Origin of the sequence: uncultured Ruegeria sp. (genome assembly GCF_947500045.1) — a bacterium.
Taxonomy (GTDB): Bacteria; Pseudomonadota; Alphaproteobacteria; order Rhodobacterales; family Rhodobacteraceae; genus Ruegeria.
On the sequence record NZ_CANMQQ010000016.1, the window covers coordinates 20,287 to 42,260 of the forward strand.

The window sequence follows — 21,974 nt, forward strand, 5'->3', positions numbered from 1 at the left end:
CAGCCATGACCGAGGTATGGCCAAAGGCGTCGCGATAGAGACCGACCCTCAGATCAATTTTGTTCACACTGGAATCGGCTCGGAAACCTTGAGATAACTGCAAGATACCATCGGGTTCAGGTGCCGGAAGCGATTGGAACACTGTGATCTCACCAATATATGACAAGTCATTTAATTATCGCTACCACTCGATTGTCCTTTGGTCAAGAATGGGGTCATCGGCTGGGGCAGATCGCAAGGTAACGGGATGACAAAGACAAAACCCAAAGAGAGTGAATTCTCAGCGGACGATGTGTTGAACCTTGAGGAAATACCACGCAGCGCAAGCCTTCTGTCGATTGCGACGCAACGTGCGGCCCGGAAGCTCAAATCCGATTTGCACAAACTGCTGATGGCGCATGGCGATCTGGGCCTTGCCGATTTTCGCCTTCTGCGCCATCTCAGCAAAGCTGATGTAGCAACACAAAAGGAACTGGCGTTAGGAGCTGCAATGGAGCAGGCGCAGGTCAGTCGCTCACTTGCGTCGCTGGAAAAACGCCAGATGGTGCAATCCTGCGTTTATCCGAACGACCGGCGTGTTCGTCTGTTTTCCTTGCTCCCCAAGGGGCGCGCGGCCTTCGAATCTGTCCGGCCCAAAGTCGCCGAACACAATGCCAGCCTGTCGTCTCATCTAACAGAAGAAGAAGAAAAACAGACTCTCAGAGTGCTTGGTGAAATTGTGCGACGCTCTGCTCAGTCTATCAACACGAATACCTAATTGTATGATGCAACAAGGTGAATCAACGCCAGTCTATGGCAAGACATGCCGTACTGGGCGCAAGGAGAACAGAAGTGCTGCGTAACGACCAACTTGATCAATGGGATCGTGAGAACTTCTTTCATCCCTCCACGCATCTTGCCAACCACGCCCGTGGAGACAGCCCGAACCGGATAATCAAAGGGGCACAGGGCGTTTTCATCGAAGACCGGGATGGACGGAAACTGTTGGATGCATTTGCCGGGCTCTATTGTGTGAACGTGGGGTATGGTCGAACTGAAATCGCCGAGGCGATAGCGAAACAGGCGCACGAGCTGGCCTATTATCATGCCTATGTCGGTCACGGGACCGAAACATCGATCACTCTGGCAAAAATGGTCTTGGACCGCGCACCGGCCAACATGTCAAAGGTCTATTTTGGACTTGGGGGGTCAGATGCGAATGAAACCAACATCAAGCTGGTCTGGTACTACAACAACATCCGAGACCTGCCGCAGAAGAAAAAAATCATCTCGCGCTGGCGCGGTTACCACGGTTCGGGCCTGATCACCGGATCGCTGACAGGGCTGGAACTGTTCCACAAGAAATTTGACCTTCCGCTTGCTCAGGTCATCCACACCGAAGCCCCATACTATTTCCGTCGCAACGAAATGGATATGTCCGAGGCAGACTTCACAGCCCATTGCGCGACCAAGCTGGAAGCGCTGATCCTGCGGGAAGGGCCCGACACGATCGGAGCCTTCATCGGCGAACCGGTCTTGGGCACCGGTGGCATTGTTCCCCCGCCAGAAGGATATTGGACCGCGATCCAGGCGGTTCTGCGTAAATACGACATCCTTTTGATCGCGGATGAGGTCGTAACCGGCTTTGGGCGCACAGGCTCAATGATGGGGTCCACGGCATATGGAATAGAGCCGGACATAATCACAATCGCCAAAGGCCTCACATCTGCCTATGCCCCTTTGTCGGGCTCCATCGTCTCGGACAAGGTTTGGAAGGTTCTGGAGGAAGGCAACGATGAATTCGGGCCCATCGGACATGGCTGGACCTATTCCGCGCACCCCATCGGAGCCGCCGCCGGGGTGGCAAACCTAAAGCTGATTGATGAGCTTGATCTGATCGCCAATACCACGCACACAGGAGATTACTTTCGCGCACAGCTTATCGAAAAGCTGGGAGATCATAAAAACGTGGGCGAGATTCGAGGGATTGGTATGCTGGCGGCGATTGAGTTTGTCCAAGACAAATCAAACCGTACATTCTTTGACCCATCAGCGACCGTCGGCGCCAAGGTTTCTGCCAGCCTGGCCACCAAAGGTGTCATTGGTCGCGCGATGCCGCAGGGTGATATTCTGGGCTTTGCACCCCCATTCTGCCTGAGCCCGGAAGAAGCCGATATCGTTGTTGATGCCACCGTAAGCGCAGTGCACGAGGTGCTCGACTAGCGAGGCATTCCAAAGCAGGCCTTTGGGCCAGAGCCGAAACCCCCTTGTTTCCAACGAATGAGATCACTGGTGCAACTGACCCAAACAGAACTCGCCCGGTTGTGCGAAATCCGTCACTGGTTGCACGCGCATCCGGAATTGTCGCGACACGAGTATGAAACGGCCCGCTACGTCAAATCCGTTTTGCAAGCCGAAGCTGCGCCAGACCGGTTTGTCGATCTTGAAGGGGCCGGATTCGCCGCCATCTATGAAAGCGGTGCGCCAGGAAAGACTGTTTTGCTTCGCTGCGAACTAGACGCCTTGCCCATTCACGAGCGCAATTCCGATTTGTCTCATATATCGACCAACCCGGGTGTTGGGCACAAATGCGGACATGATGGCCATATGGCAATCATGATTGGCGTTGGTTTTGCCTTGGCAAAGAAACGCTCGCAAACGGGGCGCGTTGTTTTACTGTTTCAACCGGACGAAGAAACAGGAACAGGTGCGATTGGGTGCCTTTCCCATCCGAACTTCACGCAAATCACCCCAGACTATGCCTTTGCACTGCATAACCTGCCGGGATTCCCCCGGGGTCAGATTCTGTGCAAACCCGGCAGCTTTGCGTCAGCGGTTCATTTCGAGGCTATTCGTTTCACGGGTCGGGCCGCCCATAGTTCGCAGCCACATACCGGTGCCAGCCCTGCAAAGGCCATCGCAGAACTCATTTTTGCGGCAGACCAGCTTGCCTTGGATGTTGCACCTGATGAGGGATACGCACTTGTGGTGCCTATCCACGCGCAAATGGGCGTCGCCTCCTCAGGGGTGGCTCCCTCCTACGGTGAGCTTGGTTTTACCCTACGCTCCGATGACGACCGGATCATCGCGCAGATGTTAAAGACCATCCATACCCGTGCTGCAGATCTGGCAGCGCAATACGGTCTTGAGTACGAATTTGAAACGCTTGAAAAGTTTACTGCAACGAAAAATCAGGCAGTCGCGGTTGAGATCATTCAGCAAACGGCAAACGACTTGATGACATCCTTCGTACACACCACCGAGGCGTTTCGTTGGGGGGAAGATTTCGGCGCTGTAACTGGTATGTGCGAAGGTGCGATGTTCGGATTGGGCGCTGGCGAAACAACCCCCCCGTTGCACGATCAGCACTACGATTTTCCAAACGTACTTATCGAAGATGGCGTTCGGATGTTCCTGGGAATTGTAGGGAGAGTGGTTTAACTTGAGGGTCCAGCCTGGCATTTGTATTTCTCAGTCGACCTGCCAATGCCGACTGGCTGTACGGCACTTCTTATTCGTTGGGAATGAGGCTTGGGTTAGATACGTCGAGCTATCTGCAAGCGGATAGCTTGAATATATCAACCAAGGCCGATTTGTGCCAAAGGGTCTGTGTGGTGAGGCGAGCATTGCGTTTCGTTGCCGGCGCTAACGGATCGCCCCGAGGATTTTTAGGGCGATCACATGATTTGCTGATTTTTCAGATCACATTGACATTTCTCTGATTTGAAATCAGTCGCAAGCCGCCGTGACGATCATCTCTACCTTCAGTGCATCGCGCGCCAGTTTTGCTTCGCCACAAGCACGGGCCGGAGCGTGCCCTTCCGGGACCCAGGCATCCCAGACGGCGTTCATCTCGGCGAAATCCGCCATGTCTGCCAACCAGATCACACATTGCAATATGCGGGTATTGTCGCTGCCCGCCTTTGCCAACAGATCCTCGACCTTGGCCAGAATTTCACGGGTCTGATCCGCGACTGTGGCGGCATCCGAAGTCTGGCCGCACAGATAGGCAATGCCATTGTGCTTGACGATCTTGCTCATGCGTTGGCCGGTTTCGATACGGGTGATTGTCATGTCGGATATCTCCATTACAGGACCTTGCGGTCAAATCGGTCGATGCGGAAAGGCGATAGATTGAAACGGCTTTGGCCACCAGTCACTAAATCCGCTAGAACCTGCCCAACGATGGGGCCCATCTGGAAGCCATGCGCAGAAAAGCCGAATGCATGAAAAGCGCGTGGGGCATTTACGGCAGGGCAGATCACAGGCAGGTTGTCGGGCATATAGGCCTCAAGTCCCGCCCACATCCGGTTGATGCTGGCTTTGCGCATGTTTGGGAAGAACTCGGCCGTTGTACGGCAGGCAGCGGCAAGCTTGGCATAGTCCAACCGCGTGCGATTGTTGGCCCGATCAGCAAAACCCTTGGCCCCCCCGCCGATTAGTACGGTGCCATTCTCGAACTGCTTGAAGCTGAGCTGACGGCTGACTGCACCTACAACCGGTTTGGCGAAATGCGGCATCCGGGCAGTGATCATCAGCATCGGCGCAGCATGGCTAAGAGGGACATTGTCCCCAATCATCAGCGCAATCCGGTCGGCCCAGGCCCCGGCGCAATTGATGACCGCTTCGGCCTCGTAAGCGTTCCGAGAGCCTTGCGCCAGCCAAGTATTTCCGACCCGCCTGAGGCTCAGTACCTCCTCGCCTTCAATCACCTTCGCACCCAGATTTTCTGCCGCCAGACGAAAGGCGGACGTGGCTTTATACGGAATGGCATAGCCGTCCAGCTCAGAAATCACGCCACCCACGCAATCGAAATTCACGTGCGGCAGCCGGTCTCGTAGTTCGGCCTGATCAATCATCCGCTCATACGCGTATCCGGCCTCATGCATCTTGGCTTCGCGGGCGCGCAATGTGTCCAGATCGCCTTCATCTGCGGCAATGTTTATCAGGCTCTGGCGGCGAAAGCCGGTGTCGTGACCCAGCTCTTCATCAAGGGTTTGCCACATCTCCATCGATGCTTTCGACAACGGAACCTCGGCCATATCCCGGCCTAACAGACGCACGCCGCCCGCATTCACGCCCGATGCATGCCGCCCGGCGTAGTCCTTTTCGACTACGATCACCGATACGCCCTTGCGTGCCAGATGATAGGCGGTGGCGCATCCCTGAATACCACCACCGATGATCAGAGCGTCCGCCTTCATTTCGCGGCCTCTGCGGGGATTGTGTTGTATCGGCCAAGCTCATCCACTGTTAGCAGGCGCTGAGGGCTGCGCAGCCGATAGTATCCCACGGCATCGGGGGATTCTTTTCGCCACTGCGCCAAAAGCCCGGTCACTACATGACCACATTGCCGACCCTGACAGGGGCCCATTCCACAACGGGTCAGGGACTTCAGCGCGTTGGGATCACGCGCACCTTGTTCGAAACCTGCACGCAGATCACCCAACGACTGTTCTTCGCAGCGACAGACCAGGGTTTCCGTGTCGCGCGGCAATCGCAAAGCTTCTGTCGGGCGGTACAGACAGTCGATGAAACGTCGAAATGGCTTCATCGACGACAAATAGTACAAATCTGCGTGAGAATTACGATCCCTGCCGGTCCGGGAAACACGTCCTAGGTGGTAGAGCATGTTCTGCGCCACCACCCGGCCCGCTGCGCATGCACCGTCTGCGCCGACAATCCCGGCCCCGTCGCCGGCAACCGAAACATGCGAAATCGCGCTTTGGCCGAATTCATCTACAGTAACCTGCCAGCACATCTGCGCGTTATTCCAATGGTGGGCCAACCCCATCGCACGGGTCATATTCAGATTGGGCTGGACGCCGTGGTGGAGGAACACGGTATCGGCGGAGACCTCGTGCGGCTGACCTGATATGCTAAAGCGCAGCCCTTTCGCCGTTTCTTCCCCAATCACTTCAAGATTTTCCGCATAGCGGTAGGTATCGACGCCCGCCGCGCGAATTTCCCGCAGCAAAGACAAGCCTTTGCGCAGTTGTCCAACCTGTCGCCAGGCGCGTGGTAACAAAGGCGCGGCATCCAGGTAGTGCCGTCGGGGGGTCGTATCGACAAGCGCGGCAACACGAACGCCCAATCGCAGATATTGCGCTACGATCAGATACAGCAACGGACCGGACCCGGCGAATACCGCCCCGTCCGCAACAACGGCATCTGATTTCAGCATAACCTGTGCTGCACCGGCCGTCATGACACCGGGCAAGGTCCAGCCCGGGATGGGCATGGGCCGCTCCATTGCGCCGGGGCACAACAGCATTTCGCGGCAATGCAATTCGCGGGTATCGCCTTGATAGGAAAACAGAATCCTCCCGTCATCGCCGATATGCCATGCATCAGCCCCGGCAAGATGTTTTGCCCCGGATCGTTCAAATCGGGTGATAAGATCGGCGCCTGCCGCATAATCGGGACCAAGGCTTGCAGCGTCAGGCAAAGGACTGCTTGAGGCAGAGCGATAGATCTGCCCCCCTGCCCGGTCTGCCCGATCCAGCACAATCACGTCTGCTCCGCCCTGCGTCAGCGCAAGCGCGGCAGACATACCGGCAGGACCCGCTCCAACTATGGCACAATCAAAGGCCTGCATCTGCCTCAGTATCCTCGGTTATCACTTGGGTCGAGACGTTCATCCCTTCAGCCACGCGGCTCAGGCAGGCTTGCTGATTGGCAAGACCATCAATTTCGACCATACACTCGAAACAGACACCCATGGCGCAATACGCGCTGCGCGCGTTGCCCGACAAAGCCGCCTTGCGGGTTACGACCTCACTAGCCACGGCCATCGCAGACCAGACCGACTGACCTTTGCGGGCTTTGACTGACCGACCATTTACGCTCAGCGTTATCAGATTGTGGTCATCCGATTGCAGCGATCTAAACATAGGCTGATCTCCGTCGGGGAAATGGGCAAGGCGCAGGGAGGAGCACGCCTTGCCCGTTCGTGGGGTTCTATTGGTTACTGACCAATCTGGTCGAGAATGGCCTGTCCCCAATCCTGGCCCACGTCCTCAAGGACCTGCGGCCAAACCTGCGCACGTACATGGGCAGCAGTGGCGGCAAGCTCTTCGTCTGTCAGCGACACGATGGTTGCGCCATTGTCAGCGAGCTTCTGTTCGAATGCACCCTGATCGGCCTCGGCGGTTTCCCAGCGCGTAGCTTCGAAGGCCAACGCCGCGGATTCCAGCGCTGCACGATCTTCATCGCTTAGTTCAGCCAGCGCGCCCGAGTTGATGATCATGTACCAAACCTCGAAATGCGTGTTCACAGGCACGTAGGATGTGGTCACGTCGCGGAACGAGGCATAGTAGCCCTCAGCGCCCGAACCCACGACACCATCCACAACGCCGGTCTGTACGGCTGTGAACGCTTCAGAGAACGGTATGGGTGACGAGATATAGCCCAGCGCGTCAGCGGTTAGCTGAAAGCTTTTGATGCCCGGGACGCGCACCTTAATGCCTTTAGCAGTGGCCGGATCGCCGGGGTTCACGGCGTCTGTGTTCAGTGCCACACCGCCGAAATACACGGGATATGCTGCCAGCATGGTGATATCCTGCTTGGCATAGAGATCCTTCATGGCCGTGTGAATAGCTCCACCGGGACCATAGATCTTTTTTGCATCGTCCCAGTTTGCCGCGACATAGGGGAAGGCCGAGATTTGCATACGGCGATCCACCGCCGTTGCCGCAGGTTGCACGGCCATGTCGATTGCGCCAACCGAAATCCGCTCCTGCACAGACGTGTAGTCACCCAAGGCGGATGCCGGGAACAGGTTCAGCTCCAACGAACCGTCGGTTGCGGTCTTCAGCCCATCGGCAAAGGCACGCAGTTCATTATCGATGGTCGCGCCTTGAGGGCGGATGTGGCTGACCTTCAGGGTTTCGGCGGCAGCGATGCCCGCCGTTGCTACAACGGCCGCAGCCAGACAGGTGGATTTCAGAAAGTTCATCATGGATAAGTCTCCTCCGTGAGTGATGAAATGGGTGGCTTAGTAGCCAAAGAAACGAGGCAACCACATCGACAGATCCGGCCAGAAACTGGTCAGGAAAACGACGGGCAGATAACCCAGCAGGATCAGGGTCATGGCCGGGCGGATCACCTTGGTGACCGGCACCTGACCGATACGCGCGCCCAGATACAGGATCGAGGCATAGGGCGGTGTCACACCGCCCATGGCGGTATTCACACCCATGATCGCGGCAAACTGGATCGGGCTAACACCGATGGCCTGCATAAGCGGCAGCAATAGCGGCGCAATCAGGATGATGGCGGTGACGTCATTCACGACCATACCGACGAGAAACAGCAGGATGTTGATCAGGATCAGCAGCAAGACCTTGTTTTCGGTCACCGAAAAGATCGCTTCGACAATCGCCTGTGGCACGCTTTCCAGCACGAACATCTGGCTAAGGATCATCGAGAACAGGATCATCAGCATGATGGCGCCCACAGAAGTCGCGGCCTCTCGGCCCGCGCCGAAGAAAGTGCGCATATCAAGACCTTTGTAGATCAGAAAACCCACCGGGATCGCATAGATCACGGCCACGGCGGCAGCCTCGGTCGGGGTCATGATGCCGCCATAGATGCCGCCCAGAATGATTACGGGCATCAGCAAGGCGGGTGTCGCCTTAAGCCCGCGAGAGGTTGCTTCGGACACGAAGGCCTGCCCTTTCAACGGCTCATCCAGTTTCAGAGGGAACTTGCGCGCCATGCGAATGTTGACGACGGAAAAACTGGCCATGATCAGAAGGCCGGGACCGAGTGTTGCAAGGAAGCAAGCCAGAATGGATGTATCAGTCACCCATCCGTACACGATCATCGTCACCGAAGGCGGGATCAAAAGGCCCAGCAGCGAGGCATTGGCGATCAGCGCCGTCGCATAGGCGCGGGGATAGCCCTGTTTCTCCATCTCTGGGATCAGCAAGGGCCCGATCGCAGCAACACCAGTCAGGCCGGATCCTGAAATGGCCCCGATCAGGGCACAGGACACGGTGGCCACAACGCCCAGACCGCCACGCAGGTGGCCGATGAATATGTTGACAAAGTTCAGAAGGCTCGCAGCGATGCCCGAGACGGACATGATCGTCCCAGCCAGAACAAACAGTGGAATGGCCAGCAGTACCGGGTTGCCAAGCTGCTGGAAGCCCCACAGCATGTTGCCTTTCATGACTACGTCACCGGCGAAATACATCACCATCAGCCCCGCCCCGAAGCAATAGGGCAGCGGCACGCCCAACGTCAGCAGAATGACCAGAACCAGGACGGCAAGCAGCGCGATCTCGATCATTGTGCGTTTCCTTCAGGGGCGGGGGTGGAGGGGGTGAACAGTGCGCGTAAATGCACCAGCAGATGCCATGCGGTGAAGATCATCATCAGAACCAGCCCGGCGAACAGTGCGATATCGACATAGAAGGTCGGCAAATAAAGCGTCGGGCTCTCGCGCCAGACCCGTATCGAGTATTTCGTGAAATCCCAGGCCCAGGTGGTCAGCCAGATGCCTACGATCAGGCTGATGACCTCTCCGATCACGGCAAGCACCTGACGCTGACGTTCGGTGCTCAGAAAGATCTCAAGCACGTTGGCGCGGATATGGGTATTCTCACGCGAGGCGTTGACAGCACCCATCATGTAAAGCCACAGCGTGGGATACAGCAGGCTTTCTTCCAGCCCCATAACAGGGATTTCCAGCACATATCGAGTGATCACCTGCACGAATTGCCCAATGGCAACCAGACAGATCAGTACCGTCAGCAAGACACTTGCAAAGCGTGTCATTTCCCCCTCCGTCAAAACGAATGCAGGTGGCGCATCCGTGACAGGAAAAATTGCGAGAGCATTGCATTAAGTCAAAGCGATTAAATTGATTGGTGAATAAAGTTACTTTATATGATTTAAAAAAATCATGGAATATCAAAGGTAAATGAATCTCAGTTTTCGCCAATTACAGGCCTTTCGTGAGGTCATGCGGACCGGTTCGGTGTCTGATGCCGCGCGAATCCTCGGTCGAACGCAGCCGGCAATCAGCGCATTGGTTGCAAACCTCGAAGCAGAATTAGGGATCGCCCTGTTCCGTCGGCAACGTGGTAAAATGGCCCCCACCCCCGAGGCTCAGTACTTCATCACCGAAGCTGAAGCGATACTGGATCGCTTGTCGCTTTCGACCCGAACCATGCGCGAGATCGGTGCATTGACCAAAGGTCGCCTGAACATCGCCTGCATGCCCGCTGCCGCCAGTCTGTTGATGCCACAGATCCTGGGCGAATTTCTGTTGGACAAGCCCGATGTGAAAGCATCGCTGATGATGCGCGCATCACCGGTGATCGAGGAATGGGTCGCCTCTCAGCAATATGACATCGGGTTGGGTGAAACACCAAAGCCCACCGCGGCGATTGAAACCGTCGACTTTGACATGAGATGCGTGTGTGCGATCCCGGCAGGCGATCCGCTGGCACAGTTGGACACAGTCGACGCCCGGCATCTGTCAGGCCGCCCGATGGCTGGACTGCAGGACGGACATCCGAATTTGGTGGCCACCCAACGAGCCTTCGCCAGTCAAAAGGCCAGTTTCGAACAACGGTTCGAGCTCAGAACATTCAACCCGGCTTTGACACTGGTGGGAAAAGGCCTTTGTTATTGTATCTGCGACCCGATCACAGCGGCAGGATATGTCAAAATGCGGCCAGAACCCAGACCGGTCGTCTTTCGGGCATTTCGACCCCATGTCGCTTTGAACGTCTCGATCATGCGCCCGGCACACCGCCCACCATCCGCATTGGCAAGCGAGTTCATTCTGCAGTTGCAAGCGGCCCTTCAGACGGTGAACGAACAGTTCCAAGGTGCCTGAAAGCGCAACACGAAGACATACTAAATACCTACGATCATTTAATAATCACGCGTAGGAGCACAGCTTGGACGTCGTCAACTTGGCTTTGACCAGGGCTTCGGCGAAGGTCACAGCACAAGCTACGCCATCTACGACTGGTAAATTGAATTCCTGCGACAAGAGCGACATCAGATCTGTCATCCCTGCGCAGCCCAGAACGATGGCTTCGGCTCTGTCCTCGTCAATGGCAGCCCGAATTTCGGACCGTATCTTGTCGATCGTCGCAGGATCGTTTTCCTCGAGCTTCAGAACCGGCACGTCTGACGCACGAACCCGCACACATCTGCGATCCAAACCGTATCGCAACAGGTTAGCCTCAAGCCCTGCCAGAGACCGGGACAAGGTGGTTATGACGCTGAACTTTGGGCTGATCATGGATGCCGCATGATAGGCTGCTTCCCCAACACCAATGACCGGTGCCGAGGTGACACAGCGCACGGCATCGACACCAGTATCATCGAAACATGCAACAACAATGGCATCCGCGTCCGGATGCGCATTCACAACGTCTAACAGCCCGGGAATGCAGGTAGAAACATCCAGATAGCCCTGTATGCTGGCGGGACCGTTTTGTGAATTCGCAGCTATGATCTTGGTTTCAGGATGCGCAGCGGCGCGTGCCGCGTCCTCGATCTTGCGGGTCATGGAACTGGTGGTGTTTGGGTTGACGACAAGCAGCTTCACAACATCCTCATACTTCCCCGCCCAGATAGGCGGCTTTAAATCGGGGATCTGTCAAAAGTTCTTTTGAATTGCCCGAGATCACCACATTTCCTGTGGTCAACGCATAGGCACGGTGCGAGATCGATAGCGCCATGCGCGAGTTCTGTTCGACCAACAGCACTGAAACGCCCTCATCACGGTTGATCGCCACAATCGACCGGGCGATATCCTGCACCAGTTTGGGCGCAATCCCCAGCGACGGCTCATCCAGCAACAACAATCGCGGCTTGGCCATCAGGGCGCGCCCTATCACCATCATCTGTTGTTCTCCGCCCGACAGGGTACCGGCCGATTGGCTGTAGCGCTCTTTTAAGCGTGGGAACCGTTCCAGAACAGAATCCAGCGTGCGTTGAACATCTGCCTTATCCGAGCGGGTAAACGCCCCCATCAGCAGGTTGTCCTTCACAGACATATAGGGAAAGACGCGCCGCCCCTCGGGCACCATCGCGATACCTTTCGAGACGATCTCGGCCGGGTTTGTTCCGGCGATCTGTTCGCCTTCAAACGCCACCGAACCTGACTTGATTTTTGCCAACCCGGTAATCGCCCGCAGGATCGAGCTTTTGCCCGCACCGTTGGCACCAATCAGGGCAACGGTTTCGCCCTGCTCCAGATCAATCGACACACCCTTCAGCGCGTAGACGTGATCGTAGTAGAGCTCGACATCCTTAAAGTCCAACATCTTGCTCATGGTTCAAATCCCGATTTCGTCATCGGCGCTGCCCAGATAGGCTTCGATGACCTTTTCGTTGTTCTGGATTTCCGCCGGTGTGCCCTCGGCGATCATTTCGCCAAAGTTCAAGACGACAATCCGGTCGGAAATATTCATCACCGCAGGCATGTCATGTTCCACCAGCAGCACGGTGACACCCCGATCATCGCGAACCTTGCGCACGAGATTGACCATTTTCATGGTCTCATCGTGGTTCATCCCGGCAAAAGGTTCGTCGAGCAGCAGCACCTTGGGATCGGTAGCAAGTCCAATCGCAATCCCCAGCGCCCGCAAGTTGCCCTGTGGCAAGTTCGAGGCCTGTTCATTGGCGATCTCGGTCATGCCGAGGAACTCGATCAAGTCATCGGCATATTGGCCGAAACTGGCGACATCCTCATGCGCTGTCTTTGTGCCCCAAAAATACCCCGCCAATGAGGCGCGGGCGCGCAAGTGCTGGGCAACGATGATGCTTTCACGCACGGTCATCGACTTGAAGATTGTGGTTTCCTGAAAGGTTCGGACCACTCCCTTGCGGGCCACCACATGCGGCTTCAGGTTCGAAATCCTCTCACCTTTGTACAATACCTCGCCTGTTGTTGTCGGCAGAAACGATGAGATCATCTTGAACAGCGTGCTTTTACCTGCGCCATTCGGTCCGATCACCGACAGGATCTCGTTTTCATTGACGTTGAACGAGATATTGCTGTTCGCGGTCAGGCCACCGAATTTCTTGGTGACATGGCGGACTTCCAGAAGATGGCTCATTTGTCCGCTCCTTTCTTGCCCGGCAATCGCAGGCTCAGCAGCCCGTTTGGCAGGAACAGCATCAGAATGATCAGCAGGCTGGAATAGGCCAGCAGTTGGAAACGTCCAAGTTCGAACAGCAGATCCCATCCGAAGTACAGCACCAGCGTTCCCAGCATTGGACCGAAGACGTAGCCCAGACCACCCAGGAAGCAGTTCAGCATAAAGTTCACGCTGTCAGCAACCTGAAAGCTGGAAGGATAGACCGACTGCGCGATTGAGCCGAACATAGCCCCACCAATGCCGCCAAGGAACGACGAGATGGAGAACACGATGACCCGGATATACGAGATGTTCACCCCGATCGAGCTTGCCAGTTCTTCGTTCTGCTGCATCGAGCGGCATAGATGGCCAAGGCGTGAGTTCACCAGGCGGTACATGGCCGCAAAGGTCAGCACCATCAGAACACTGGCCGCATAGTAGAAAGCCAGTCTTGGGTTTTCCAAAGTTGCGAAATCCGGGATCAGGGTTAGTCCAAAGATTGACACACCCCCCGGCAAGGGGATCGAGGTGATGCCCTTGGCCCCATTGGTGATGGGTAGGGCCAGCGCCGTCAACGTGACCACCTGCGTCAATACAAGCGAGATCATGGCAAAATAGACGCCTCGCAGCCGCAGGATCGGCAACCCGATCAGCACCGCCACGCCTGCCGCAAACAGGCCCGCCAGCGGCAAGGACAGCCAGAACGAGATGCCCGCCTTGGTTACCAGAATGGCCGAGACGTAGGCACCAATCAGGGCAAAAGCGCCCTGCCCTATGTTGATGCGACCGATATAGAAGGTCAGCCAGACACCCGCACTGGCAATGGACAATAGCGCCACCGACGTCAGCGTATAGTACAGATCAGACCGTCCGGAAGCGGCGACAAAGCCGGGGATTGCGATGAAGATGGCCAGCAGAAAGACTGCCACACCGGCCCATTGGATCATTGATAGTTTCGGCACTGCGTTATCCCCACGGTTTGCCCATCAGGCCCTGCGGGCGGATGGCCAGGAAAATCATCAGTGAGACGAAGATCAGCAGATAAGTGATATCGCCATATTGCGAGAGCACAGCGAGACCGATGGCTTCCATAAAGCCAAGGATGATCCCGCCCGCAATCGCGCCGGAGATCACCCCCGCGCCGCCGATCATCACCATCATGAAGGCCTTGATCGAGGTCGGTCCACCCATACCCAGGTTGACGCCCGTGATCGTCACCAGCAATCCGCCAACCAGCCCGGCCAACATCGCGCCGAGGGCAAATCCGATCATCGAATAACGGCTGACATTCACGCCCATCAGTTGCGCTGCCGTTCTGTCCTGCGCCAACGCGCGCAGGGCACGGCCGGTTTTTGAGTATTGCATGAACAGGATGAAAGTGACGATGGACAGAATGGCCAATATGCAAATCAGGATGCGATCATAGGGCATGATCAACTTGAAATCCCAATTGAAGACGCCATCGACGATCTTGGGAACACCGCGCTGCTTTTCACCAAAGACCAGCAGGATGATCGCATCGAACAGAAACGCCAGACCCGCCGCCAGAAGCATTGTACTCTCCTCGCGGGATGATCGTCGTATGACCGGCGCGAACAAAAATCGCTCAATGAGCGCTCCAAGCACGGCCAGAGTGATGCAGGACGCCAATAGCGCGATAACGAATGGCCAACCAAGTTGTCCGTAAAAGGTATAAGTGACGAAGCCACCGAGTACGTACATTTGTCCGTGAGCAAAATTCAGTACGTTCATCAGGGCAAAGATCAGCGTCAATCCCAGGGCGATCATCGCATATTGCGCGCCCAGATAGATGCCATTTGCTAGTATCTGTTCCATGAGTGTCCCGCATAAGGTTCGGGTATCCCGGGCTGATCATCAGCCCGGGAGGGTTAGAGGCCCGTTAGGCTTTCGCCTAGTTGGGGAGATTGGCCTCAGTCAACTTCGGCAACAAAGAGTGTTTCAAACACACCGTCTTGGTAGACGTTCACCACCAGTGGCACGGCGATCTGGCGTTTTTGCCCGAAAGAAGTCGTGCCGACATACCGCATTTTTGCGTCACCCTTCATGAAGGGGTTCGGTGCTTCGAACGTATCCATTGTCGTCTGGAATGCGTTCACATCCTCGATACCCGCCGGATTGGCGTTCAGGGTCGCCAGGATATATTCCAGCGCATAGACTTTGGTGTTCGACTCGTCGTTATATTCACCGAACATATCGGTATAACGCTTGACGAACTCCTTCATGTCATCTGACGCGATTTCAGGGGTCGAGGCACCGCCCACGGAAATAAATCCGTTGGCCAAATCACCCGCACCTTCGCGCAAAACCGTCGCATCCTGCGCCGTTTCAGTTGAAATGACACCCTGGAAGCCAAGTTCACGGGCCGAGCGGATCAGCTGTGGAGCATTGGCGGGAGAGACACCCGACAGAACCAGCAGATCAGGCTGCGTTCGCATGACCGGCGTCAGAACCGGAGTAAAGTCGGTCGTGTCCACCTGATAGGTCACGTTGTCTGAAACAACTTCAAGGCCCAGCGCATTTGCTGCGGCGATCCCGCCGTCCCGCTGGCTCAGCGGGTCCGACTCGTTGGCGGCAACAAAGGCCACGGTCTTTACGCCTTTTTCGTCCCTCAGGTACTTATAAATCGCAGGACCTGACTGATAGTTTGCGACCATGCCCAGAACCGCATTCGATGCAGGTGCCGAGTAAAGCTCTTTCGGGAAGGCATATGGGAAATACATGATCCCCTGCGCCTCGGCGACGGGGCGAACAGCGGCTGCGCCATCGTCCACGTTAGGGCCAACCACATAGTGGATGCCTTCCTGCGCCATCTTCTCCATACCGGCGATCGCGCGCTTGGGGTCCTTCTGATCATCGAACGAGACGATTTCGATGTCATAGGTGGTGTCACCGATCTTGTAACCGCCGGATTCGTTGATCCAGTCAGCCCGCGCCTCCATCGATCGCTGGTTCGAGATACCCCAGGCCGCCGCCGGCCCCGAGGTTACCCCGACAAAACCGATCTTGAGCACCGGGTTCTCCGCCCAGGCCGCCGATCCGAGTACGGACACGGCCAAGGCCAAGGCAGCCGATGATTTCATCAGATTTCTGCGTTTCATTATTTCCTCCCTATTGAGGTTTCGGCGCCTCTTCCGGGCGTTTTGAACAACTAAAAGGTCACAGGTCGAATCCCGGTGATGCCACCAATTTCTGCATTGTTAACAATCTATGTCAACATTTTTTGTCAAAACCGTTGTTGATATTGTTAACTGACAACCAATATATTGTCAGAAGACGGCCTTGCAGCTATTAACAATCTTCAACCCTTTTCCACCAACGCCGAACGAGATGACGAACGCAACTGACCAGAAACTAGACACTTTACGCGCTGATCCCGACGAGCAAATTATTGTGGATCGGATCTATTCTGCTGTCATGGAGCAGAAGCTCGCGCCCAGAACCAAGTTGAGCGAACAAACCTTATGTGAGACCTTTGGCGTCGGTCGTATGCGCGTTCGCCGTGCCCTATTGTTGTTGAGCAGTCAGGGCATCGTTGAACTGCGCTCTAACCGAGGTGCCTTTATCGCCTGCCCCAGCCCCGACGAAGCCCGCGAGGTTTTTGAAGCGCGCCTCATGATCGAAACCGGCATCGTGCGCGAATTAACCCGAGAGATCAGCACCGCAGGCGTCGATGCGCTGCGATCACACATAAAAGAAGAAGATGATGCGCGGGCAAGGAATGACCAAACTGAAATTATCAGGCTCTCTGGCGAATTTCATGTCGAATTGGCCAAATGCCACAACAACTCGGTCCTCACGCGCGTCGTTCGGGAACTGGTGACCCGGTCGTCTTTGATCGTTGCATTGTTTGGAACCAACAAGGATTCATCCTGCCCCGACGACGAACACGCATCGATCATTGATGCAATTGTAAGCGGTGACCCGCAATCTGCGGAAGACAACATTCAACACCACCTGCTTCATGTAAAAAACAGCCTGGATCTGAAGCAATCGCAGAATGTTGAACCCGATCTGGCCAAGATTCTCACTGGGCGTATGTAGTCGATTTCGTTGTAAAACCCGCCAGGCAAGCAGCGCTGCAGTAGCCAAAAGACCATCTACAGTTCTCGCCCCGCTTTATGCCACTTGTGTATAAATGTGCTTTGCAAACTGCGCAAAAGCCCCGCGATATCTAACAAGTTCCGGGTATTCTCGTCTTCGCTCATTCGGGAAGATATTTTTCTGACCATTGCGTGGCAGCAGCACCCGATTCAATTAACTTGTCGATGGATTCGTTGTCCAATCCTAGGCGCGTCAGAATATCCCGCGTGTTGTGGCCGTATTTCGGCATATACGAAGGGATTGTGATACGGCTGCGCTTGGGCCTGACAGCATTCGGAGCCACTAGATCACACCAGCGCCCCATCGGATGCTGATCGTGGCGGATCACCCGGAAGGTGTCCTTAGTCAGATCAATCGCCCCTTCGCTTTCAAGCTGCAAAGAGGCATCTCGGGTTTCATGCAGGGACCCTAAAGGCACCGCCGCGCTGGATGATTCGGACAACGCTGCGGCCCAGAAGGCCACTGGTTTGGTTGCGAAACGCTGGGCGAGCGCTGATTGCAGCTCTGCCTCTTTCAAATCAGCCAGATCATTCAACTCTGTTACCTTAGAGAGTGCGGCCTCGCGTTCTGTCGGAGCTGCAAAGAACATCCAGCCGTCCTCGGCCTGATAACAATGATAATAGGGGCCACTACCAAGAACTTCGCGCCCCGAAGGCTCATCAAAGGGTGCCCGTCCGTCAAAGTCATACATGAACTCGGCCTGGATCAGGTTGCCGCCGCCGGCCAGGGATGCCCTGGCGATACTGCCTTCGCCGGTGCGCTTGAGTTGAACCAAGGCACCACCAAGCGCGACACAGGCACAATATCCGGTCAGCACATCTATGGTGCCAAAATGCGCGTGCTCTTCAGGCGTGTCCATACCGCCGCCAAACCGAAGCATCACACCCGTCGCCGCCTGCGCCAAATCATCATAACCGAGGTGGTTCGACTTTGGCCCCTGCATCGGCCCTCCGAATGCGTCGAGCTGAACCAAAATCAATCGCGGATTTATCTCTCTCATCCGTTCTGGCGACAGGCCAAGCCCATCGCGCTGCGCGTCTGTACCGTTCATCGTAACCACATCCGCCTCGGCGATCAGCTGGGCCAGTATGTCCTGCCCCTCATCGGTGCGCAGGTTCAGAAGGATACTTTCCTTACCGCGATGCGCATGCATGCCAAAAACAACAGCGTTCCACGGGTCGACCGACGGCGACGCAGGCTGAACCAGCGTGACCTCGGCCCCAAACCGGGCGAGGGTCGATCCAATGGTCGGCCCGGCGATGACATTGGTGAGGTCCAACACCTTTAAGCCATCGAGCCACCCACCACCGGCGGTTTCAACAGCAGAGTTGTTGCGCGACTCCTCCGACAGTAGCGTATCCAGATCCGCCGGGCGTGCGGCTTGCTTGTCAGCCGCACCATGGTCGTTTGCCAGCCAGGCGATATTGCCCATCTGCCGCATCTCTCCATGTTTGGGGTCATCGACCCGCAGTACCAGACCACAGGCCAAAGCATGTGGATCATCCAGCCACTCTTTCGTGGTCCGCTGCGCTGTGGCTGGCGCTTTGGCTGCTCCGAATATTTCTTCCCACTCATGAGCCGGACGGGTTAGAAAAGCCTCTTTCATTGCATGAGAGACGCGCGCCCGATCGGACGCGCCTACAGGATAGTTGCGCATCGACCAGCCTTCGGGCCAGACGGCTTGATCCAGATAAGCGTCGAAATCAGGCAAAGATTTTGCCAGCTCCCCCAGACCCAGCGTCTTCAGCGCACGTTCAGGATGCCCCTTAATACTGCAAGCCACGACGTAAAAGCCCCGCCCATCGGCACAGGGGTACGTTCGATAGAACGGGTCGAGGAATTCTGAAAGCTCCGGGAACGCCAGTGTCGTTGGCAGACCTTCCGCAGCGCGCCTCTCAAGCTCTACCTCACGCGGCGATTTATAGCGTTCAGGATAATCCTCGATCCGCTGGCAATTGTAGACCAGCCCTTCCAGCAACGCCGAGGCCAACGGTACTTCGATATGCTCACCGCCATTGCGCGTGCGCGCTTGAAGCGCAAACAGCACCGACATTGCACCAAAGGTCGACCCATATGCCGAAGCCAGCGCCAACGGCGTGAAAGATGGGTTTATCCCCATCAGCCGCCGGTTCAGCCCCATATCGGTAAATTGACCGGTTCGCGCTGCGATCACGGCTTCCCACGCGGCAATTTCCGGCAGCTCGGGATCTGCCGAAGCAAAGCCGGGCATCGACAACGATATGATTGACGGGTTGATTGCGCTCAGCGCATCGGGCCCCAATCCCAGGCGGTTCATAACGCCGGGGCGGAAATTGTCGATTACAACATCGGCACGTTCGACAAGGCTTTGGGCTGTTTGTAGCCCGCGCGCGGTTTTCAGGTCCAGCTCGAGAACAGTTTTACCCCGCGACAACATATCAGCCGCAGGGGATTTAAGCCGGGGGCCGCCGGGTGGATCAATACGGATCACATCGGCCCCCATATCAGCAAGCATCATGCCGACAAGCGGCCCGGCTAGGTACTGGCCAAAATCGAGAACTCTGATATTCGACAAGGGGCGGTCGTTCATTCGATCGGAATCTTTCACTTGGTCGGGTGGAACATCGGTTGCGTTTTCAGGAAAGCTAACCTTCATGCTCGCATCCATATTGTCCAGAAACGTCAAAAATCTAATCCACATCGGACAAAATGATGTCGTTTATCACCAACGTCCTTCTCTTCGAGAAGATCTCTTACACGCTCCTGGCTTGTGTGCTGGAACCCTTGCGCGAGATCCAGCATAGTTTAATCCACTGAAACGAATCATTGGGTCGCCGCGCCCTGTATCTGTTGCTGGCCTGCGCCATTAAGGCTAGCGTAAGCAGACTGCTCCGATAGCCTGTTCAGCTGTGCTGCTGAACCCGGGCTGGAAGTGGTCCGAAAACAATCACCATCCGATGTCGGGGGACGAGTTGCGGGATAAATCCTACGCGAGAACGGACAACCAACTGTATAAAGTTTCCAGACTGGCCCGTGTCATAGACCAAAGCCAGAATGCCGAAGAGACGTACCAGTTACTGACACAAGGCGTTTGCGCGCATTCCAAGTGGGATATCAGCAGCATTCAGGTTCTGGATGTGGACGCAGGGCTGGCAGTGCCTATCGTGCGCCATGATCCTTATTACGGCGGAGATCTAAGCAAAGTGCCCGGTTGGGATGCACGTACCAGCCCGGTTGGCCATGTACTGCAAAAGGGCGAGCCTTTCATCATGCACGATGCAGCGGCGCAGGATGATTTCCCTGGCTTTCGCGATGATGCCATGCTGCGCGGTTACCATACATCGGTGATGATACCGCTGGATGTGACCGATGCGACAGGCCGCCCGATCGTCTATTCGGTAGCTGCCAAGAAGGTTGTGACCGTAGATGATGCCGATCTTGGGTTTCTTCAATGTGTCGCCGAACTGACGAATATTGCCATTCGCAAGATTCAGAAACTGGATGATGAACGGCTGCAGGCACTGCGGCTTAAAACCATTCTGGAAAGCATGACCGCATCGCTTGGCAAGACGCTGGAATCTGAGGCGACCGATGCGCTTGCAGGCGGGCTTAGCAAGTTGTTCCCGGCTGGGTGGCTGGCAATCGATCTGACATCCGGACGAGGTCTTTTCGATCCGTCCACGCCGCCGCCCTTACCGGACCTGTCGGTCCGTCGCGTTTCAGATGAATTGATCCGCGCGGCGATTGATGCAGGCACACATGCCAGCGAGGAACCCATGGAATTGCGCATCATGGGTTCAAGCATTCGCGCAGAAGTCAGTGCATTACAGATTGACGGACACCACGTCGGCACACTTTTCTTCTTTGGTAACGCCGCACTCAACGATCACGAGCGTATCGCGGCCAAGGCTGGAAGGCTGGCACTCTCGTCATTCATCCTGCGCAGTTTTATCGAGTTCCGTTCGCGCCGCGTGACAGCGCGCCGTGTACTGGCGCGGTTGTTGTCAGGGGACTGGCGTGATCGCGAAGAGATGTTCGACGAAGCGCATATACTGGATTTCGATCTTCAGGCAGATATGCGGCTTGTGATGATCAGCCTGCCCGAAGGGCGCATGGTCGACGAAGGGGCACATAGTTTCATCCAGCGCGGCGCCCAGACCATTTTGGGGCCAACAATCTCATGTGTTCTGGAAGAACAGTTGGTCCTGCTTTTGGGGGATGCGGCTGGCAAGGCCGAGAATGGGCGCAAGGCTTTTCTATCCCGCGTAAGGTCGGTGCTACCCGAGAAGGTGGCGTTGGTGATGTCCGACAAAATCACGGACATCAGTGATCTGCCCAAGGCCCGGCAGACAGGTCTCAATACGCTGAATGTAGCCCGTTCGATGCACCTTGATGGTTGGATCAGCCAGATGAACATGGGTGAATTGCCGGCCTTGATGACTTCGGCCGAGATCGGGAGGGTTCAAGCCTTTCAGCAAAACACGCTGCCCGAAGTACTGCGCGCAGATACCCGAAAAGCACGGGTTGCGCGCGAAACCATCGAGGTTTTCCTGCGGTCCGGTCGCCGCTATCAAGAAGCCGCCGACACCTTGGGAATCCATGTCACAACCCTGCGATACAGATTGGATCAATTGCAGGAATTGCATGGGTTGAATTTCAATGATTCTGATAAGTGTTTCGAGATTGATCTGGCGATTCGGCTAATGAAACTGATAAATTACTACGAATCGTAGGAAAAAAATAATTTGATCTAGATCAACTCGGTGGAAGTCACACGTCCGC

The 21,974-nt window shown here is 55.9% G+C and carries 20 protein-coding genes; 6 read left to right on the forward strand and 14 right to left on the reverse strand.

Translation table 11 applies throughout. The annotated features are described in order from the left end of the window. Positions 1–247 precede the first annotated feature (247 nt). The 3 genes from Q1B46_RS20055 (at position 248) to Q1B46_RS20065 (ending at position 3,420) form a co-directional block, all read left to right on the forward strand. Positions 248–757, forward strand: coding sequence for a MarR family winged helix-turn-helix transcriptional regulator (locus tag Q1B46_RS20055; protein WP_299951203.1), 510 nt, complete (start codon positions 248–250; stop codon positions 755–757). A 74-nt stretch (positions 758–831) separates the two neighbouring features. Beyond that, positions 832–2,202, forward strand: a complete 1,371-nt coding sequence (locus tag Q1B46_RS20060; protein WP_299951206.1) for an aspartate aminotransferase family protein — start codon at positions 832–834, stop codon at positions 2,200–2,202. A gap of 69 nt (positions 2,203–2,271) precedes the next feature. Then, entirely contained in the window at positions 2,272–3,420 is a 1,149-nt protein-coding gene (locus tag Q1B46_RS20065; protein WP_299951209.1) for an amidohydrolase, read from the forward strand. A 288-nt stretch (positions 3,421–3,708) separates the two neighbouring features. Here the strand turns inward: Q1B46_RS20065 and Q1B46_RS20070 are convergent, their stop codons facing one another. The 7 genes from Q1B46_RS20070 to Q1B46_RS20100 all read right to left on the reverse strand — a co-directional run bounded on the left by Q1B46_RS20070 (position 3,709) and on the right by Q1B46_RS20100 (position 9,762). Further along, entirely contained in the window at positions 3,709–4,053 is a 345-nt protein-coding gene (locus Q1B46_RS20070) for a RidA family protein (protein WP_299951212.1), read from the reverse strand. A gap of 14 nt (positions 4,054–4,067) precedes the next feature. Continuing rightward, positions 4,068–5,183 (reverse strand): FAD-binding oxidoreductase, encoded by a 1,116-nt coding sequence (locus Q1B46_RS20075; protein ID WP_299951214.1) that lies wholly within the window; start codon positions 5,181–5,183, stop codon positions 4,068–4,070. Continuing rightward, positions 5,180–6,577 carry an NAD(P)/FAD-dependent oxidoreductase gene (locus Q1B46_RS20080; RefSeq protein WP_299951216.1) on the reverse strand — a complete coding sequence of 466 codons (1,398 nt, stop codon included), beginning with the start codon at positions 6,575–6,577 and terminating at the stop codon, positions 5,180–5,182. The genes Q1B46_RS20075 and Q1B46_RS20080 overlap by 4 nt, the downstream gene beginning before the upstream one ends. Continuing rightward, positions 6,564–6,872, reverse strand: coding sequence for a (2Fe-2S)-binding protein (locus Q1B46_RS20085; RefSeq protein ID WP_299951218.1), 309 nt, complete (start codon positions 6,870–6,872; stop codon positions 6,564–6,566). The genes Q1B46_RS20080 and Q1B46_RS20085 overlap by 14 nt, the downstream gene beginning before the upstream one ends. A gap of 74 nt (positions 6,873–6,946) precedes the next feature. Next, the gene (gene dctP / locus Q1B46_RS20090; RefSeq protein WP_299951221.1) at positions 6,947–7,939 is read right to left on the reverse strand and encodes a TRAP transporter substrate-binding protein DctP; all 993 of its coding nucleotides are present in this window, start codon (positions 7,937–7,939) and stop codon (positions 6,947–6,949) included. A 36-nt stretch (positions 7,940–7,975) separates the two neighbouring features. Further along, a complete protein-coding gene (locus tag Q1B46_RS20095) occupies positions 7,976–9,274 on the reverse strand; it encodes a TRAP transporter large permease (protein WP_299951224.1) in 1,299 nt (432 codons plus the stop codon). After that, the gene (locus Q1B46_RS20100) at positions 9,271–9,762 is read right to left on the reverse strand and encodes a TRAP transporter small permease subunit (RefSeq protein WP_299951228.1); all 492 of its coding nucleotides are present in this window, start codon (positions 9,760–9,762) and stop codon (positions 9,271–9,273) included. The genes Q1B46_RS20095 and Q1B46_RS20100 overlap by 4 nt, the downstream gene beginning before the upstream one ends. A gap of 145 nt (positions 9,763–9,907) precedes the next feature. On the opposite strand from Q1B46_RS20100, the gene Q1B46_RS20105 reads away from it, so the two are divergent. After that, on the forward strand, positions 9,908–10,831 hold the full coding sequence (locus tag Q1B46_RS20105; RefSeq protein WP_299951232.1) for a LysR substrate-binding domain-containing protein: 924 nt from the start codon (positions 9,908–9,910) through the stop codon (positions 10,829–10,831). Between the two features lie 45 nt (positions 10,832–10,876). On the opposite strand, the gene Q1B46_RS20110 is transcribed toward Q1B46_RS20105, so the two are convergent. From Q1B46_RS20110 to Q1B46_RS20135, 6 genes are all read right to left on the reverse strand, one after another. Further along, a complete protein-coding gene (locus tag Q1B46_RS20110) occupies positions 10,877–11,554 on the reverse strand; it encodes an aspartate/glutamate racemase family protein (RefSeq protein ID WP_299951235.1) in 678 nt (225 codons plus the stop codon). Positions 11,555–11,561: 7 nt separating this feature from the next. Continuing rightward, positions 11,562–12,275 (reverse strand): ABC transporter ATP-binding protein, encoded by a 714-nt coding sequence (locus Q1B46_RS20115; protein ID WP_366871609.1) that lies wholly within the window; start codon positions 12,273–12,275, stop codon positions 11,562–11,564. Between the two features lie 12 nt (positions 12,276–12,287). Further along, positions 12,288–13,070, reverse strand: a complete 783-nt coding sequence (locus Q1B46_RS20120) for an ABC transporter ATP-binding protein (protein ID WP_299668020.1) — start codon at positions 13,068–13,070, stop codon at positions 12,288–12,290. After that, positions 13,067–14,038 (reverse strand): branched-chain amino acid ABC transporter permease, encoded by a 972-nt coding sequence (locus Q1B46_RS20125; RefSeq protein ID WP_299668125.1) that lies wholly within the window; start codon positions 14,036–14,038, stop codon positions 13,067–13,069. The genes Q1B46_RS20120 and Q1B46_RS20125 overlap by 4 nt, the downstream gene beginning before the upstream one ends. Positions 14,039–14,057: 19 nt before the next feature. Beyond that, positions 14,058–14,927, reverse strand: coding sequence for a branched-chain amino acid ABC transporter permease (locus tag Q1B46_RS20130; protein ID WP_299668017.1), 870 nt, complete (start codon positions 14,925–14,927; stop codon positions 14,058–14,060). Positions 14,928–15,022: 95 nt separating this feature from the next. Beyond that, a complete protein-coding gene (locus Q1B46_RS20135; RefSeq protein WP_299668015.1) occupies positions 15,023–16,210 on the reverse strand; it encodes an ABC transporter substrate-binding protein in 1,188 nt (395 codons plus the stop codon). A 229-nt stretch (positions 16,211–16,439) separates the two neighbouring features. On the opposite strand from Q1B46_RS20135, the gene Q1B46_RS20140 reads away from it, so the two are divergent. Further along, complete coding sequence (locus tag Q1B46_RS20140) at positions 16,440–17,153, forward strand: GntR family transcriptional regulator (protein ID WP_299951243.1); 714 nt, start codon at positions 16,440–16,442, stop codon at positions 17,151–17,153. Positions 17,154–17,313: 160 nt separating this feature from the next. Here Q1B46_RS20140 and Q1B46_RS20145 read toward each other — a convergent pair whose 3' ends face one another. Then, positions 17,314–19,848 (reverse strand): CoA transferase, encoded by a 2,535-nt coding sequence (locus Q1B46_RS20145; RefSeq protein WP_299951246.1) that lies wholly within the window; start codon positions 19,846–19,848, stop codon positions 17,314–17,316. A gap of 253 nt (positions 19,849–20,101) precedes the next feature. Between Q1B46_RS20145 and Q1B46_RS20150 the strand changes: the two genes are divergently transcribed. After that, positions 20,102–21,925, forward strand: coding sequence for a helix-turn-helix domain-containing protein (locus Q1B46_RS20150; RefSeq protein WP_299951249.1), 1,824 nt, complete (start codon positions 20,102–20,104; stop codon positions 21,923–21,925). Positions 21,926–21,974 lie beyond the last annotated feature (49 nt).